Annotated in this window: 16 protein-coding genes; 8 read left to right on the top strand and 8 right to left on the bottom strand. The window is 71.5% G+C overall.

All coding sequences use genetic code 11. The features are described from left to right. Window positions 1-75: 75 nt before the first annotated feature. The 4 genes from dut (at window position 76) to purB (ending at window position 5,982) form a co-directional block, all read left to right on the top strand. On the top strand, window positions 76-531 hold the full coding sequence (gene dut, locus GTZ93_RS11785; RefSeq protein WP_120575736.1) for a dUTP diphosphatase: 456 nt from the start codon (window positions 76-78) through the stop codon (window positions 529-531). Between the two features lie 113 nt (window positions 532-644). Continuing rightward, the gene (locus GTZ93_RS11780; RefSeq protein WP_139919649.1) at window positions 645-3,713 is read left to right on the top strand and encodes a protein kinase domain-containing protein; all 3,069 of its coding nucleotides are present in this window, start codon (window positions 645-647) and stop codon (window positions 3,711-3,713) included. Beyond that, window positions 3,713-4,672 carry an ABC transporter substrate-binding protein gene (locus GTZ93_RS11775; RefSeq protein ID WP_126936100.1) on the top strand — a complete coding sequence of 320 codons (960 nt, stop codon included), beginning with the start codon at window positions 3,713-3,715 and terminating at the stop codon, window positions 4,670-4,672. The genes GTZ93_RS11780 and GTZ93_RS11775 overlap by 1 nt, the downstream gene beginning before the upstream one ends. Then, window positions 4,669-5,982, top strand: coding sequence for an adenylosuccinate lyase (gene purB, locus GTZ93_RS11770; RefSeq protein ID WP_139919650.1), 1,314 nt, complete (start codon window positions 4,669-4,671; stop codon window positions 5,980-5,982). Before GTZ93_RS11775 ends, purB begins: the two co-directional genes overlap by 4 nt. Before the next feature lie 27 nt (window positions 5,983-6,009). Here purB and GTZ93_RS11765 read toward each other — a convergent pair whose 3' ends face one another. Together GTZ93_RS11765 and GTZ93_RS11760 are read right to left on the bottom strand one after the other, a co-directional pair. After that, on the bottom strand, window positions 6,010-6,966 hold the full coding sequence (locus tag GTZ93_RS11765) for a phosphoribosylaminoimidazolesuccinocarboxamide synthase (protein ID WP_139919651.1): 957 nt from the start codon (window positions 6,964-6,966) through the stop codon (window positions 6,010-6,012). A gap of 78 nt (window positions 6,967-7,044) precedes the next feature. Then, window positions 7,045-7,635 (bottom strand): hypothetical protein, encoded by a 591-nt coding sequence (locus GTZ93_RS11760; RefSeq protein ID WP_120599042.1) that lies wholly within the window; start codon window positions 7,633-7,635, stop codon window positions 7,045-7,047. A gap of 51 nt (window positions 7,636-7,686) precedes the next feature. On the opposite strand from GTZ93_RS11760, the gene GTZ93_RS11755 reads away from it, so the two are divergent. Next, on the top strand, window positions 7,687-8,427 hold the full coding sequence (locus GTZ93_RS11755) for an RNA methyltransferase (RefSeq protein ID WP_120575742.1): 741 nt from the start codon (window positions 7,687-7,689) through the stop codon (window positions 8,425-8,427). Between the two features lie 37 nt (window positions 8,428-8,464). Here the strand turns inward: GTZ93_RS11755 and GTZ93_RS11750 are convergent, their stop codons facing one another. From GTZ93_RS11750 to GTZ93_RS11740, 3 genes are all read right to left on the bottom strand, one after another. After that, on the bottom strand, window positions 8,465-8,737 hold the full coding sequence (locus GTZ93_RS11750) for a vegetative protein (protein WP_120575743.1): 273 nt from the start codon (window positions 8,735-8,737) through the stop codon (window positions 8,465-8,467). Window positions 8,738-8,888: 151 nt separating this feature from the next. Beyond that, on the bottom strand, window positions 8,889-10,124 hold the full coding sequence (locus GTZ93_RS11745; protein ID WP_126936099.1) for a S1C family serine protease: 1,236 nt from the start codon (window positions 10,122-10,124) through the stop codon (window positions 8,889-8,891). 129 nt (window positions 10,125-10,253) lie between these two features. Further along, complete coding sequence (locus tag GTZ93_RS11740; protein ID WP_120575745.1) at window positions 10,254-10,541, bottom strand: hypothetical protein; 288 nt, start codon at window positions 10,539-10,541, stop codon at window positions 10,254-10,256. A 113-nt stretch (window positions 10,542-10,654) separates the two neighbouring features. Here GTZ93_RS11740 and GTZ93_RS11735 point away from each other — a divergent pair, with 113 nt between their 5' ends. From GTZ93_RS11735 to GTZ93_RS11725, 3 genes are read left to right on the top strand one after another with little or no spacing between them, the layout of a single operon-like run. Beyond that, window positions 10,655-11,719, top strand: coding sequence for a CFI-box-CTERM domain-containing protein (locus GTZ93_RS11735; RefSeq protein ID WP_120575746.1), 1,065 nt, complete (start codon window positions 10,655-10,657; stop codon window positions 11,717-11,719). Then, a complete protein-coding gene (locus GTZ93_RS11730) occupies window positions 11,716-12,294 on the top strand; it encodes a TlpA family protein disulfide reductase (RefSeq protein ID WP_172813962.1) in 579 nt (192 codons plus the stop codon). The genes GTZ93_RS11735 and GTZ93_RS11730 overlap by 4 nt, the downstream gene beginning before the upstream one ends. A gap of 10 nt (window positions 12,295-12,304) precedes the next feature. Beyond that, on the top strand, window positions 12,305-14,143 hold the full coding sequence (locus tag GTZ93_RS11725; protein WP_139918403.1) for a GNAT family N-acetyltransferase: 1,839 nt from the start codon (window positions 12,305-12,307) through the stop codon (window positions 14,141-14,143). A 3-nt stretch (window positions 14,144-14,146) separates the two neighbouring features. Here the strand turns inward: GTZ93_RS11725 and trxA are convergent, their stop codons facing one another. The 3 genes from trxA to GTZ93_RS11710 all read right to left on the bottom strand — a co-directional run bounded on the left by trxA (window position 14,147) and on the right by GTZ93_RS11710 (window position 16,250). Further along, window positions 14,147-14,473, bottom strand: coding sequence for a thioredoxin (trxA, locus tag GTZ93_RS11720; RefSeq protein WP_120575748.1), 327 nt, complete (start codon window positions 14,471-14,473; stop codon window positions 14,147-14,149). A 127-nt stretch (window positions 14,474-14,600) separates the two neighbouring features. Further along, entirely contained in the window at window positions 14,601-15,512 is a 912-nt protein-coding gene (locus tag GTZ93_RS11715; RefSeq protein WP_120575749.1) for a LysR family transcriptional regulator, read from the bottom strand. A 48-nt stretch (window positions 15,513-15,560) separates the two neighbouring features. Further along, window positions 15,561-16,250, bottom strand: a complete 690-nt coding sequence (locus GTZ93_RS11710; RefSeq protein ID WP_126935431.1) for an Ig-like domain-containing protein — start codon at window positions 16,248-16,250, stop codon at window positions 15,561-15,563. Between the last annotated feature and the right edge of the window lie 29 nt (window positions 16,251-16,279).

Raw genomic sequence — 16,279 nt, 5'->3', positions numbered from 1 at the left:
CAGGCCGGCCACACGACCCGTGACGTCGCCGCCAGGAAGTAGAGGGGGGGCGGGGTGCGTGTTACGGCGGAGGGCATGGACCCCTCGCTGACCGTCCCCGTGCGCCGGGTGCGCTCGCATCCGGACCCGCTGCCCCTGCCGCGCCATGAGACGGAGCTGGCCGCCGGGCTGGACCTTCGGGCGGACATCGAAGGAGAGCGGGTACTCCAGCCCCTGGAGCGGATGGCCGTCCCCACCGGGTTGGCCTTCGCGCTGCCTCCGGGCTTCGAGGGCCAGGTGCGACCCCGCTCGGGGCTGGCGCTCCGGCACGGGGTGACGTGCCTCAACTCCCCCGGGACGGTGGACGCGGACTACCGGGGGGAAGTGCAGGTGCTGCTCGTGAACCTGTCCAACACCCCCTTCACCCTGCGTCGGGGCGACCGGGTGGCCCAGCTGGTGGTGGCCCCCGTGACGGCCACGGTCCTGCGGGAGGTGGAGGTGCTGGAGGTGACTTCCCGGGGGGACGGAGGTTTCGGGTCCACCGGCCGCTAGGGCCCGGCGCGCAACGTCGTTCCTCAACGGCCTCGGAGCGGGCAGAATGGAGCCCCCCGGTCGTCCACCGGGGGGGTCGCCCCCCCGCGGCCCCGTTCCGGAGTTTCACTGCTTTGCTCTGCTACCGCTGCGGCAGCCATGTCCCCGATACGAGTGAAACCTGCGCCACGTGTGGCCAGAAGTTCGACGCGGCCGCGCGTCAGGCAGCGGGGGCGGCGCGCAAGCGAGGCACGGAAGGCGCGCCGTACAAGCCGGGCGACGTCGTCGCGGACCGTTACGCCATCCAGGAAGTCGTAGGGGCGGGGCCTCTGGGCTTCGTCTTCCGCGCGCAGGACCAGGCCATTGACGTGGAGGTGGCGCTGAAGGTCATCCAGCCCCGGCTGGTGCAGCAGCCGGAGGAGCGCACGCAGTTCGCGCTGTCCATGCGGGTGGGCAAGAAGCTCAACCACCCCAACCTGGTGCGCGTGTACGAGGAGGGCGTGGACGGGGACCGGCCCTTCTTCACCATGCAGCTGCTGGAAGGGCTCTCGCTGCGCCGGATGATGGAGCAGCGCGCGGCGAAGGGGCAGCTGTTCACGCTGAAGGAAGTGGAGCCGCTGCTGGCGCAGATGGCGGCGGCGCTGGACGGGGCGCACCGCTTCGGGCCGCACTCGGACGTGAAGCCGGAGAACGTCTTCGTCCTGCCGGACCTGTTGAAGGTGTCGGACTACGGGCTGGGGCTCGCGGTGCCGCACCTGCCCTTCGTGCAGGCGCAGAAGGGGCACCGGGCGGCGGCGTACATCGCCCCCGAGTACGTGAATGGCGCGGAGCTGGACACGCGCATGGACGTGTACTCGCTGGGCGTGTTGATGGGGGAGATGGTGACGGGCCTCCTGCCGGAGGACGGCGGAGTTCCCGAGGTGTCGGTGCGGCATCCGGACCTGCCGCCCGCGTTCGAGTCCCTCTACCGGCGCGCGCTCAACGTGAACCCGCTGGCCCGTCCGAAGTCGGGCGGTGATCTGCACGCGGAGTTCGCGGCGCTGGTGCATCGGCACCCGGCCGCGGCGTCGAGGCAGCGCGCGATGCCCGCGTCGGGCGCACTGCCGCCGTCCGCGGTGGCCGCGCGCGCGGCGAACAAGCCGCTGCCGCCGGTGCCCACGGGCATGATGCCGGTGGCGAGCGCGCCCACGCCGGCCGCTCCGATTCCGGCCGTGGACGACTCGCCTCCGCCGGATGCGACGCAGCCGCTGGACGCGGCGACGCTGGCGGCCATCCTGGGCTCGAACGCGCAGGCGCTGGACTACATCACGGGGCCGGAAGCGCGCTCCGTGTCCGACGCGGCGACGCAGCAGGAGATGCGCGCGGTGGCGCCGGCGGGCCGCAAGGGTGCGGAGGCGGCGGCGCAGGACCCTCGGCTCCTGGGGCAGGCCCCCGACGGGGCGACGCAGCAGGAGGTCCGTGCGGCTTCGCGCCCGGCGGATGAACCGCGCGCGGCTCCGGCCAAGGCCGCCGAGCCGGTGATGCGCATCTTCGCGAAGGCGGAGGAGCCGTCGTTCCCGGCGGATCCTCGCGGCGCCCGCTCCGCGGAGGGCGCGTCAGAGGCGCGCTCCTCGGCCCGTGGAGGCGGCGAGTCCTCTTCCAGCGATGTCCGCTCCAATGGTCGGGGCGAAGCCTCTTCGGGCGACCTTCGCTCCGGTCGCGGTGAAGCCTCTTCGGGCGACCTTCGCTCCAACGGTCGGGGTGAAGCGTCCAGCGACGGGCGCTCCGGTCGCGGTGAAGCCTCGTCCGGCGATGGACGCTCGGGTCGCGGCGAATCGTCCAGTGACGGGCGCTCCGGTCGCGGCGAGTCCTCCTCGGGCAACCTCGGGTCCAACGGTCGCGGTGAAGCTGCATCGGGCGAGGGCCGCTCCAACGGCCGTGGCGAGGCCGCCGCTGGCGACGCGCGCTCCAATGGTCGCGGTGAAGCCGCCCTGAGTGACGAGCGCTCCGGTCGCGGTGAGTCCTCGTCGGGCGGCGGACGCTCCGGTCGCGGCGGTGAGGCGTCCTCCGACAGCCGGTCCAGCAATCGCAACGCGGATGCATCCGCCACGGAGTCACGGTCCGGCCGTAACTCCGACGACGACGAACCCTCGGAGTCCCGTTCCTCCAGCCGCGGTGGCCGCAACCCTCGGGCCTCGGGCGCGGTGTCGTCGGTGAACTCGCGCGGCTCGGACCCCTCGGGTCCCCGCGCCCCGCGAGCCTCGGCGGCCCAGGGCGCGGTCCGCGCTTCTGGCGTTCACGGCGAGAACTCCACGGGCGGCCGCTCGCGCAAGGGCGAACCCCCGCCGGAAGTGTCGGGTGTCCGCTCCTCGGCGCGCCGGCTGCCGCCTTCCACCTCTGGCCTGCACACGCTTCCCACGACGCGGGCCACGCAGGCGAAGCCGGTCCGCTCCGGCCCCAGTTCGATGGTGTGGATGATCATCCTCGCGGTGGCCGGCATCGCGCTGGGCGCGGGCGGTGGCTACCTCTACCTGCGCCTGCGCCAGGCCCAGGCCGCGAAGAACAGCCCCACGCCCGCCACGCCCGGAACCGCCGCCGCGGGGGACGGCATCCTGGCCACGGGCTCCTGTCCGGCTGGCATGCGCCTGGTGAGCGGCGGCAGCTTCAAGATGGGCTCGTCCCCGGAGGACCTGCAGGCGTCCGGCTCCTCCGACGAAATGCCCATGGCCAGCGTCACTGTGAACTCGTTCTGCGTCGACGAATTCGAGTTCCCCAATCAGGCCGGCCGCAAGCCCCGCGTCTCCGCGACGTGGCTCGACGCGAAGGCCGCCTGCGAAGGACTCGGCAAGCGGCTGTGCTCGGAGGAGGAGTGGGAGAAGGCCTGCAAGGGCCCTGGCAACGCGCGCTTCTCCACCGGCGAAGAGCAGGTCCAGACGGCCTGCAACACCGGCACGACGGATGCGACCGCGACGCACGCCCTGGCTCAGTCCGGAGCCCAACATGCCTGCCACTCCGGCTACGGCGTGGCGGACCTCTCCGGCAACGTCGCCGAGTGGACCGCCTCCAAGTCCCCCAACTCCAACCCCAACTCCGAGGAGCTGCTCATCAAGGGCGGCGCCTTCGACACGGCCGGCGACACTGCCCGCTGCTCCGCGCGCCGCCGGAGTGCTCCGACGTTGAAGGCCGCGAACGTGGGCTTCCGCTGCTGCCAAGACGCGCCGTGATGACGACGCTCCGGAGGCTCGCGCTCCTCACGCTCCTCCTGCCCGTCGTCGCCCTCGCGCAGGCGTCATCGCGCAGTCCTGTCCGGCCTCGCGTGGTGGCCGTGAAGTCCTCGAGCCTGGCGCCGTACGCCTCCTTCCTCGCCGGCTTCACGTCCGAGGTCCGCGCGGACGTCACCGAGCTGACCCTGGAAGAAAGCCCCACGGAGGCCGCGCGCGTCTTCAAGTCGCTGGCCGCGCAGAAGCCCGCGCTGGTGCTCGCCCTGGGGCCGCTGGCCGCCAACGCCGCGCGCCGCTCTCTGGGCGAGGACGTGCCCGTGCTCTTCGCCATGGTGCCGTACCACGAGAAGTACGGCCTGGAGGCTTCCAACGTCACCGGCATCGCGCTCACCAGTGACTTCGGGCCAGAGCTGGCCGCCCTCAAGGCCGTGGCTCCCGGCGCGAAGCGCGTGGGCATCCTGCATGACCCGCGCTCCTCGGCGGGCGCGGTGGCGCAGGCCCGCTCCGCTGGCGCTGGCCTGGGGCTCACCATCGTCCCGCTGGCCGTGGAGGCGCAGGAGCGCGTGGGTGAGGTGCTGGAGGGCGCGGCGGGGAAGGTGGACGGCCTCTTGATGGTTGCGGACAAGACCGTGGGCAACGCTTCCGTCGTCCAGGCGCTCATCGCCTTCAGTGCCTCTCGCAAGGTGCCGCTGGTGGCGCTCACGGCCAGTCAGGTGAAGGAGGGCGCGACGCTGGCCCTCTCGCCGGCCCCGCTGGCGCTCGGTCAGCAGGCGGGGAGGCTGGCGAATCGCATCATCCTCGAGAAGGTCGACCCCGGCGCGCTGGCGGTGGCGCGGCCCGAAGGCCTGGACCTCTCGTTCAACGTCACCGCCGCGAAGAAGTCAGGTCCGTCCTGTGACGTCGCGCTGGAAGTGCTCCGGTTCGCGGCGCGCCGGGACTTTGCCGTGAAGGTCTACGAGTGATTCCACGCTACAGCCGTCCCGAAATGGCCTCCCTCTGGTCCGACGTCGCCCGCTACCGCCGCTGGCGCGACGTGGAGCTCGCCGCGCTGGAGGGCATGGTCGCGCAAGGCCTCGCTCCCAAGGATGCGCTGGCGGACTGCCTCGCCCGCGCCGGTGACTTCACCGAAGCGGACGCCGCGCGCATCGAGGAGATCGAGCGCACCACCAAGCACGACGTCATCGCCTTCCTCACCTTCGTGGAGGAGCGCGTGGGCCCCAGCGCCCGCTGGCTGCACCTGGGCATGACGTCCTCGGACGTGCTGGACACGTCGCTGGGTCTCACCCTGCGCGACTCCGTGGACCTGCTCCTGAAGGGCATGGACCGCGTGATGGCCGCGGTGGAGAAGCGCGCCTTCGAGCACAAGCACACGCTGCAGATGGGCCGCAGCCACGGCATCCACGCGGAGCCCATCACCTTCGGGCACAAGCTGGCCATCTGGTACGACGAGCTGCGCCGGGGCCGCACGCGCCTTCAGCACGCGCGCGACACCATCGCCGTGGGCAAGATTTCCGGCGCGGTGGGCACGTTCGCGCACCTGCCTCCGTCGGTGGAGGAGCACGTCTGCCAGAAGCTGGGCCTCACGCCCGCGCCCGCCTCCAGCCAGGTGGTGCAGCGCGACCGGCACGCGGAGTTCTTCACCGCCATCGCCCTCGTCGGCGCGAGCCTGGAGAAGTTCGCCGTGGAAATCCGCCACCTCCAGCGCACGGAGGTGCGCGAAGCGGAGGAGCCCTTCACGGCGGGACAGAAGGGGAGCAGCGCCATGCCGCACAAGCGCAACCCCATCCTGTCGGAGAACCTCACGGGCCTGGCGCGCCTGCTGCGCGGCTACGCGGTGAGCGCCATGGAGGACGTGGCGCTGTGGCACGAGCGGGACATCTCGCACTCGTCGGTGGAGCGCGTGATTGGTCCGGACGCCACCATCCTGCTGGACTTCATGCTCCACCGCTTCGCGGGCCTGGTGGAGAACATGCGCGTCTACCCGGAGCAGATGAAGAAGAACCTGGACCTGCTGGGTGGCGTGGTGAACTCGCAGCGCCTGCTACTGGAGCTCGCTCGCAAGGGCATGGACCGGCAGGCCGCGTACGTCGTCGTCCAGCGCAACGCGATGAGGATGTTCGAGGAGGGCGTGGACTTCCGGCAGGCCCTGCTGAACGACGCGGACCTGCTCAAGATGATGACGCCCGAGGAGGTCTCCGACTGCTTCTCCCCGGGCTACCACACGCGCCAGATGGACGCGGTGTTCCAGCGCGTCTTCGGCCGCGCGAACTGAAGCGCCGCGCGGCTTGGGGCGAGGGGGCTAGAGATAGCCCTTCGCCCGCAGGTGCTCTTCGATGCGCGAGTGCACGTCCCCGGGCGTCAGCACCAGGGACGTGCCGGTGATGCGCTCGTAGGCGGCCACGTACTTGGTGGCCAGGTCCACGCGCACGTCGTCCGGGATGGCGGGCAGCGCGCCGTGGCCGGAGAAGTTCCGCTCGCGGATGAGCCACTGGCGGATGTTCTCCTTGTCCAACATCTTCTGGTCCTCGCCCTTGGCGAAGCGGGCCTCGTACTCGTCCGCCACCCAGTAGCGGCTGGAGTCCGGGGTGTGCATCTCGTCGATGACGTAGAGCTCGTCGCCCACCTTCCCGAACTCGTACTTCGTATCCACCAGGATGAGGCCGCGCGTGCGCGCCCACTTCTGGCCCTCCTGGAACAGACCCCGGGCGGCCTCCGTGATGCGGGCCCAGTCGCGCGGCGTGGCCAGCCCGCGCGCAAGAATCTCCGCCTCGGAGATGGGCTCGTCGTGCTTGCCGTACTCGGCCTTGGTGGACGGCGTGAGGATGGGCGCTTCGAACGCGCTGTCCTTGCGCAGCCCTTCCGCGAAGGGCACGCCGTAGGCGGTGTGCGTGCCCTTCTCGTAGTCGCGCCACAGGCTGCCCGTGAGGTAGCCGCGCACCACCACCTCCACGGAGTAGGGCTGGCAGGCGCGCGCCACGGTGACGTTCGCGTCGGGCACGTCCAGCACGTGGTTGGGGACGATGTGCTTCGTGCGGTCGAACCAGAAGGCCGCCAGGCGGTTGAGCACCTCGCCCTTGAAGGGGATGGTGGTGAGCACGTGGTCGAACGCGGAGAGGCGGTCGCTCGTCACGAGGATGAGCGTGTCGCCCTTGCGGTACGTGTCGCGAACCTTGCCCTTGTAGGGCGTGCCGAGCGACGGCAGGTCCGTCTGGCGAAGCGTGTGGGTGAGTTGCGCGTGGAGGGCGGAGGTGTTCACGTCGGAGGCGCCTCGCGGCCCCGGCCACTGACCGCCGGGAAGGGGCGGGAGCGGGGCCAGCTCATGAGGCGCGCGACTCTACTGGAGGCCCGCCGTCATGGAAGCAGGACCGTAGGCCGTTGCCAGGTAGAGGAACGCCGGGTTGATGCGCAGGATGCCGTCCACGTAGGCGACCGCGTACGGCGCGCCCGCGGCCCGGTCCACCCGCACCGCGCCCTCCGGCTGGATGCCCCACAGTGCCAGCAGCGTGCGCGCCACCAGCTCCGCGGCCTCGCGCTCCGACAGGCCCTGCAGGCTTTCCCGCCGGTCCTCCGGCCAACGGTCGCCCGTCCGCGCGTCGAAGACGAACTGGAGGCCGCTGCCCGCGTCCGGCGGCTGGAGCAGGTCCGCGCGGGGCTCGAAGCCCGGCGCCGCGACGAACTCGTTGCCCTGGATGATGGGGAAGAGCGCCACGCCCTGCGCGGACTGCCCGGCCTGCTGCTCCGACTGGCGCGCGATGTCCCGGAAGAGCTCCAGGCGGACGGACGGGGACTCGAACTCCACCACCTCTGGCGAGCTGCTCAGCGCCTGCCGCGCCGTGAGCGAGGAGCGCACGGGCGCACCCGTGCCATCACACGCGGTGGTGAGCAGGGACAGCGACAGGAGCAGGCCAGGGACCCAGCGACGCATCAACGGGAATATACCGATCACGCCGACGCACCACCAGCTAAACTCCGGTGCATGCGACCAGGTGCGGAGCTGACTGTCGTCCTTCATCAGACCCGTTCACCCGACAACCTCGGTGCTGTCTGCCGGGTCATGGCGAACTTCGGTTTCGAACGTCTCATCCTCTCGGAGCCCGTGGTCCAGGACTTCAGCCTGGCGGAGCGGATGGCCGTGAAGAGCGGCCACATCCTTTCGGGCATGCGCGTCGCACCCACCCTGGCGGAGGCCCTGGAGGACTGTGTGTACGTGGTGGGCACCACGTCGCGCACCCAGGTGGTGAAGCGCGCCCCCCTGACGCCGGAGGACGCGGCGCGGCGGCTGGCGGAGGAGAGCACTCGGGGGCGGGTGGCGCTGTTGTTCGGCGGGGAGCAGCGCGGGCTGTCCGACGAGGACCTCACCCACTGCCAGGACCTGCTCGTCATCCCCACGTCGGACGTGCAGCCGTCCATGAACCTGGCGCAGTCCTCCGCGGTGCTGCTGTACCTCTGCCACCGGCAGGGGCTCACGTCAGCGCCCGTGCTGCCTCAGGAGGAGGAGGCCGGTGCTCGGCTGGGGACGCTCAACGCGCTGAGCGGGCGCATGCGCGCGGCGATGCTGGCGGCGGACTTCCTCAACCCGGAGGCGCCGCAGCACGTGCTGCACGAACTGGAGCGGACGTTGATGCGTGCGCGACTGACCCAGCGAGAGGCGGAGCTGTGGCTCAACGCCTTCAAACATCTGGGCCGCGCGGTGGCGCCGGGGACTCCCCGCGAGTGAGGCGGGGGGCCGGCGCCACGCGAACAGCCGGGGCGACTTAGGCCGCCGCTTCCTTCTTGTAGGTCTCGGCGAAGTGCTTCTCGCACAGACCGGCCTTGGGGCCGACCTTGGCGCGGCACTCCGGCTTGGAGCACACGCGGTAGCGCGTGTGGGGCAGCTCGCCCTGGCGCCACTTCTTGAAGTGGAAGAAGCAGTAGCTCTTGGCGCGGTAGGGGCGCTTGCAGCCCTCCACGGTGCACGCCTTCTTGCCGTTGCCCTTGGCGGTGCGCGGCCAATGGGTGGGCTTCGTCGTCTGGGTGGCCTCGGCCATGGTACGGACTCTCCTGCGAATCGATGCTTGGAAGACCCGTGACGCCACCTGGGGGTGGATCCGCCACGATGTGAAGGCGGACGGTGTATCGCCGGGTTTCGCGGAACGCAAGGAGCCTGGAGACCCGCCAGGGCCCTGGAGGCCCCATCCGTCAGGGGGCGGCCAGGCCGTCCTCGGCCTTGGGAATGCCTCCGGACCGTCCGGATTGGGTGCGCGGCACCGGGGAGAGCAGCTCCTCCAGCACGGAGCGGGCGCCGGCTGCGCGCTCGCCTGGCGTGCCACCCGAGGCCAGCGTGGACGGCGCCGACTCCACCAGGGGCAGGTCCTCCAGCTTCACCTTCAGTGTCACGGGGCGGCCCAGCCGGCGCAGCTGCAGCCGGATGTGCTGGCCCACGCCGCGCGCGGCCACCTGCCAGCGCAGCGTGTGCGCCCGCGCCACGGACAGCCGGTCCATGTTCAGGATGACGTCCCCGGTGCGCAGGCCCGCGCGGGCGGCGGGGCCGTCCTCCACCACGTCCGTCACCACCACGCCCCGGCCTCGCGGGTTCAGGTTGAACGCCTGCGCCACCTCCGGGGAGAAGTCCTGCACGCTGATGCCCATCCACCCGCGGCGCATGCGCCCGTGGGCCTTGAGCTGCGGAATCACCGTCTTCGCGATGTCGATGGGGATGGCGAACCCGATGCCCTGGCCGGACACGTTGACGGCGTTGGCCACCGCCACCACGTCGCCGTGCAAGTCGAGCACCGGCCCGCCGGAGTTGCCCGGGTTGATGGAGGCGTCCATCTGCAGGTAGTCGAAGTCGCCGTCGCGGCCGTTGGGCGTCACGTCCGTGCGGCCCACGTAGCTCACCACGCCCACCGTCACGGAGTGCGCCAGCCCGAACGGGTTTCCAATGACGACCACCCAGTCCGCGATGCCCACGTGGGACGCGGACGCGAGCTTCAGCACCGGCAGCTTCCGGGGCGCGTCCACCTTGAGGAGCGCGCAGTCCGTGCGCTCGTCCTCGCCCACCACCGTGGCGGGGAACTCCTCCACGTAGCCGTTGGCGCTGCGGATGGAGATGGTGACCTCCGAGGCTCCGTCCACCACGTGCGCGCTGGTGAGGATGTAGCCGTCCGGATGGATGATGAAGCCGGAGCCGATGCCGCGCTGGGGCTCCTCGCCAGGGGCCACTTCCGCGAGGTCCTGGCGCGTGGTGATGGACACCACGGCCGGCATCGCCTTGCGGGCCACGTCACTGATGTTGGAGTGCTGCCGGGAGACGGCGCGGTTCTGCGCCTCCAGCCACAACCTTCCGGGGGGGCGTGCCGCGGCGCTGCCCGCTGTCCCCAGCGCGCACGCCAGCACCGCCACCCTGATGCCGCCCCCGAACCGCGACCAACCCATGGGCCCCGCCTTCCCACCACCGTCCAACCCAATGCCCCGGCGCAAGCTAGGCACGGGGTGGGGCGGGCGGAAGGGGGAGGCCGGCGATCAGCAACCGGCCCTACGGGGTGCCCGGACTCGACGCGTCGCCTACTTCTTCTTGGCGATGATGTCGTTGATGGCCGCCCGGTCCTCGGCGGTGATGCGCTCGCGCGGGCCCGCCGCGTTGGCGGACTTCTGGGACACGGCGCCCTTCGCGTCGTCCAGCGCGTCCCCCACGCTGCCCTTCACCTTGTCCAGGGTGGAGGGGTTCACGGTGCGCTTCCAGGTGCGCTCCATGTGCTCCAGCGGGGACCGGCCGTCCACGTTGCCCCGCGCCAGGAAGACGCCCAGACCCACAGCGCAGGTCGTCCAGACCAGGAACTTCAACACGCCCATGATTCACATCCTCCTACGTCGTCTTACATCGACCCCGGGCACATGGCGAGTTTCCTGACCTGTTGCTCCTCAGTCGCTGACAGGGGGCCTGGGGGCCCTTAAGGTCCACGCGCTTGCAGCCCGAAGAACTCATCAGGGCCGCCCAGACGCGGGCGGCGGGATTGGACGTGGGGCGGGGGGACGCGGCGCTGGAGCGCGTGCGGGCCCAGGCCTCGGCGTTGTTCGCGAAACTTCCGGAGCCTCCGGTGTACCGGCGGGCGGAGGACCCGTCGCGCAAGGCGGCCCAGGCGCTCCTGCCGGAGATGGAGCGGGTGCTGGCGGAGGCCTTCGCGGTGGCGCGCGAGCCGGCGGTGTCGCCGCTGGTGGACCGGCTGGTGGCGGCCCTGCGCGCGCACGCGGAGGCGCTGGTGCACACCGCGGACGGCCGGCTGGAGGCGGCGGAGCTGGCGTGGCGAAAGGCCCAGGAGCTGGAGCGCGCCGCGCACCCCACGCGTCAGATGGTGGGCCAGCCGCCGCGGCCTCCGCCGGTGTTCGACAAGGACTCCGGCCTGTCGCGCTACGACCCGCGCAACGCGGCCCAGGCGACGGTGAAGCTGGTGTGCCCCAACACGGGCTGCAAGCGCCTGGGGGACTACGCCTTCGTCCCGACGCACGCCTACCACCGCTTCGTCTGCCCGGCGTGCCGGGTGCCCTTCCTGTCCTACTTCGGCGAATTGAAGGGCCTGGAGGTGGAGCACCGGCGCAGCTCCAAGCGCTACCGCTTCACGGTGGATGAGGTGGGCAGCACCGTCAGCACGCGCATCGACTTCGAGGAGGCGGGCGGACAGGAGTTCCCGGCCGCGCGGCGCGACCTGCTGGCCTTCCTCTACACGGAGCAGCGGGAGTTGAAGGTCGTGGTGAACCTCACCAACGGCAAGCTGATGTGGGTGAGCCCCGCGTCGTCGTGCTTCGTGGTGACGGCGGCCTTTGGCGAGGGCGCGCCGGAGCTGGTGGCGTTCCGGGCCTACCGCGATGACGTGCTCCGGAAGAGCCGGCTCGGCCAGGGGTTCATCGACGGGTACTATTATTGGGGCCCTCCGCTGGCGGCGTGGGTGGTGCGCCGACCGCGGGTGCGGGCCGGGGTGCGCTGGGCCCTGACGCGGGTGCACGGCCGCCTGACACGGAAGGAACGCGGATGACACAGCAGGCTGGGACGGAAGGGACGCGGCCGCCGGGCGCGCGCGGGGACAAGGCCAAGACGGCGCTGTCCGTGGTGGCGGTGCTGGGGTTGGCGGCGCTGGCGTTCCTGGGCGTGCGCGAGGCGCAGCGTGCGCGGCTGGTGCCTGACGGGGCGTCGCCGCCGTCCTTCCAGCTGACGAAGCACGAGGGCGGCTCGCTCGCGCTGTCGGACCTGAAGGGGAGCGTGGTGATGCTCGACTTCTGGGCCACGTGGTGTCCGCCGTGCCGCGAGGAGATGCCGTCCCTGGTGAAGCTGGCCAAGGAGTACGAGTCCCAGGGGCTCGTCTTCGTGGCGGCCAGCCGGGACGAGGGCTCCACGGCGTCGCAGGAGGTGGACTACTTCCTCCAGCGCTTCCAGCCGGACCTGCGCCCGTACGTGGTGTACGCGGACGACGACGTGGCGCGCGCATTCCAGGTGAATGCGCTGCCCACGCTCTACTTCCTGGACCGGGACGGGAAGGTCATCGACGCGCAGCGCGGCATGCTGTCCGAGGACGGACTGCGCCGCCGCATCGAGCGCGCACTCAAGCGCTAGAGTGGAGGGCATGACCCTCTACGACGCGGACACGGTCGACGCGTGCGCCTGGCCGGAGACGCCGCAAGCGCGTCTCGCGCGCGACTACTTCGTCCCGCTGATGAAGCGCGGCAGCACCGCCTTCCTCTCCGACCGCACCACCCTGCGGCTGCTGGCGATGGATGACCTGCGCATCCCGCTGGCCATCAACGAAGCGGAGTACGGCAACTCCCCGCTGCATTCGTTGTGGGTGCGCTACATCGGCCTGCCGGTGGCGGCCGTGACGGCGGAGACGTACGGCGCGGCGCGCGCGGTGGTGATGCGCGGGGCCATGCGGACGCTGGGCGGGATGTTGAAGGCGGCGCGCATCGACAAGTGCGTCTACGTGGACCACTGGCTGGTGCTGCGCAACCTGAGCGTGAGCCTGGACGAGGCACAGGTGGAGCGCCTCACCGCCTTCCTGGTGGAGCAGTTCCCCGGACACGCCATCGTGTTCCCCGCCATCAACCCGGCGAACGCGTCGCCCCTGCTCAACACGCTGGCCGCGCGGGACTACGGCTTCGTCTACGGGTCGCACACGCGCATGACGCTGCCCACGCACGAGGTCAGCCGGCAGGTGCGCGAGAACCGGCGCCGCGACGGACGGCTGCTGGAGGCCGCGGGCTACCGCATCGTGGATGGGCGGGAGATGCCGGATTGCGCGCCCCGGCTGCGGGAGCTGTACCGGTCGCTCAACGCGGACAAGTACCACTCCACGCTCGACTTCACGGAGGAGTGGTTCGCGTGGACGCTGCGCGAGGGCGTCTTCCAGTACTGGCTCGCGGTGAAGGACGGACGCGTGGACGGCTTCTATGCCACGCACGTCAGCGACGACACGGTCTGGTCCCCGCTGTTCGGCTATGACCTGTCGCTGCCGCAGGAGCTGGGCCTGTACAGAGGGCTCGTGCACCGGCTGATGCAGGACGCGCTGGAGGTGGGGCTCACCATCGAGCTGGGGCCGGGGGCGGATCCGTTCAAGAGCCTGCGCGGCTCACAGCCGGTGCCCCGCTGGACCGCGTATTACGTGAAGCACCTGTCGGGCTTCCGCCAGTACGCGTGGCGCACGCTGCAGCGCTACGTCAACGGCGGGGTGCGGCCCGCGGCGAACGCGATGCTGCGCAAGATTGATGGTGACGGCATCGTCGGCTTCGGACCGCTGACGCTGCCCTTCACGCCGCCCACGGGCCAGACGCCGCGCGAAGCGGCCCGGGCGCTGCGCGAGCAGGTGGACGCGTTGGAGACGTCGCTGGAGTCCGTCGCCCGGCTGGAGGGCGAAGCCCGGCTGCGCGCGCTTTCGCCACTGTCGCAGACCCTGCACAACTGGCCGCAGCCCATGCGCCGCGTGGTGGCCTTGCGTGAGCGCCTGACGCGGCTGGAGCAGGAGGCGCGCCGCAAGCCCTCGCAGGCCGTGGCGACTGCGAGCGTGCCTCCCGCGGAGCAGGCCCGGCAGCTGCTCCAGGATGCGACGCGCTGGGGGGACACGACACTCGTCGCCGCGCATGTGGGCGAGGTTCCGGCCCCGCACCTCAAGGCCTTGGTGGAGTCGCTGCGGCAGGCGACGGGCAGCGTGGGCGTGGTGCTCACCGCCACGCGCGGCGACAAGGTGGTGCTGGTGACAGCCGCGAGCGACGCGCTCCGGGGCCAGGGTGTGGACGCGGGCCAGCTCATGGCCCAGGCGGCGCCGTGCGTGGAGGGCAAGGGCGGCGGCTCTCCGGAGGTGGCCTGGGGCGGCGGCTCGCGCGCGGACGGCATTGAAGCGGCGCTCACCGCGACCCGGCGCTTCGTGGAGTCGCGGCTCGCGGGCGCGGTGCCGTCCGGCGGCGTGGGCTGAGCGTCAGAGCACCTGGCGCACGGCCTCCTCCAGCTTGGCCCTGGGCAGGGCGCCCACCACCTGCTTCACCACCTTCCCGCCCTTGAAGAACAGCAGGGTGGGCATGGCGCGGATGCCGTACTGCTCGGGCGTCCTTGGATGGTCGTCCACGTTGAGCTTGGCCATCTTCATCCGGCCCTTGTACTCGGCGGCCAGCGAGTCGATGACCGGCGCGAGGACCCGGCACGGCGGGCACCACGTGGCGGTGAAGTCCACCAGCACCGGTTCCTCCGACTCCAGCACCTCGCGTTGGAACTCCGCGTCTCCCAGCTCGATGACGTCGCCAGCCATGGGCCCCATCCTTGCGTGAAGGGCGCGGGCCTTTCGTGGGGCCGCGCCTCGTGTCCACGGGATGTAATCGCGGGCGGGTGTGACGACGAGCGCCCCTGGCGGGACGCATTGTTCCGCCAGGAGCCCCCTATTCCTCCTGCCACGGGAGCGCGGCGCCGCGTGCGGACAGCAGCTTCAGGAAGGCGCGCACCTTGAGGGGCAGCTGCCGGCTGCTCGGGTAGACGGCGAAGATGGGCAGGCCCGGGGGCGTGTCGGTTTCGAGCACGGGGACGAGCAGCCCCGCGCGCACGTCGTCCGCCACCAGCGATGCCGCGAGCCGGACGATGCCCAGTCCTGCTCGCGCCGCCGCCTGGCCCGCGCGCTCGCTCGGCACGCGCAGGCGGCCCGTCACCGGTACGGTGCGAGTGCTCCGGCCTTCGGCGAAGAACCACACCTCGTCGGTGCCGGACTCGGCCAGGAGGATGCACTCGTGGGTCGTCAGCGCTTCGGGCGTCCGGGGCGTGCCGTGGCGGCTGAGGTAGTGCGGGCTGGCGTAGTAACCGGTGCGCAGGCGCCCGAGCCTGCGCGCCATCAGCGACGAGTCCGCGAGCGGCCCGGTGCGCAGCGCCAGGTCGTACTCCTCCGCGATGAGGTCCACGTGCGTCTGCGCGAGCGACACCTCCACGCGCAGCCGGGGATGGTGCAGGAGCAGCTCCGCGATGACGGGCGTGAGCAGTTCGCCCAGCAGCGACAGCGTGGCGATGCGCAGCGTGCCCTGGGGCGTGCCGCGCGATTCGCTCACGGCGGCGTTCACCTCGCGGGCCTCGGCGACGAGCCGTGCGCAGTGCGCGTGGTACTCGCGGCCCGCTTCCGTGAGGCGGAGCCTGCGCGTGTTGCGCTCGAGCAGCCGGATGCCCAGGCGCTCCTCCAGGGCGGCCAGCCGGCGGCTCACCGTGGACTTGCGCAGGCCCAGGCGCTCCGCCGCGGAGGTGATGCTGGCCGTCGCCACCACCTCCGCGAAGAGCACCATGTCGTCCAGCAGGGGCGGGTTCGCGGCCACGACCGCGAGCCTATGCCCCGGCTGGAGCGGGCGCGAGCCCGCCGTGCGTCAGTCGTTGGCCGCGCCCGCGAGGATCCACGAGCGGACCAGGACGTTCATGCCCGGGTGCTGATCGAAGTACTCCGGCTTGCCCGTGGGCATGCGGTCTCCGCACGCCGTGCCCTCCATCTTCCGCACGAGCGCCGAGTTGTCCGGGTCGCCGGGCATGACGCGCTGGAGGGTGCCACAGGCCTTGGCGGTGACGTTGACCAGGCTCGCGTGGCTGCTGAGCGGAGCAAGGCTCAGGTTGCCGGCCTTGCCGTGGCAGTTCGTGCACTGCCCGGAGTTCCAAAGCGACTGGATGTCCGCGCCGTAGTGGGGCACCGACACGGGCACGGTGACGGTCCGCACCACGGGCGGGTTCACGCCATCCGTGACGCTCACGTGGAAGGTGAACGCGGTCTCCGTGCCCACGGCGGGCGAGTACCATTGCGCGCTCTCACCCGTGGTGCCACCCACCCAGGTGCCCGCTGTGCTGGGAGCGACCTGCATCCATGAGTAGGTCAGCGGGTCGCCGTCCGGGTCTCTCGCGGTGATGGTCAGGGTGCCGGTCGTTCCCGCGACCAGTGCCGTGGGTGCGGAGACGGTGTCGCTCACGGTGGGGGGTTGGTTGGGAGGGGAGGAGGCATCATCGCCACAGGCGATGCCTCCCAACCCGATGACCAGCAGGGGCAACAGGATCCGTAGGGATAAGTGCATGGGGGTCCTCGGAACGCGAGTGCCCGCCA

Origin of the sequence: Corallococcus exiguus, assembly GCF_009909105.1 — a bacterium.
Taxonomy (GTDB): Bacteria; Myxococcota; Myxococcia; order Myxococcales; family Myxococcaceae; genus Corallococcus; species Corallococcus exiguus.
The sequence above is the reverse complement of the archived record's forward strand: the minus strand, read 5'-3'. Positions and strand labels throughout refer to the sequence as shown.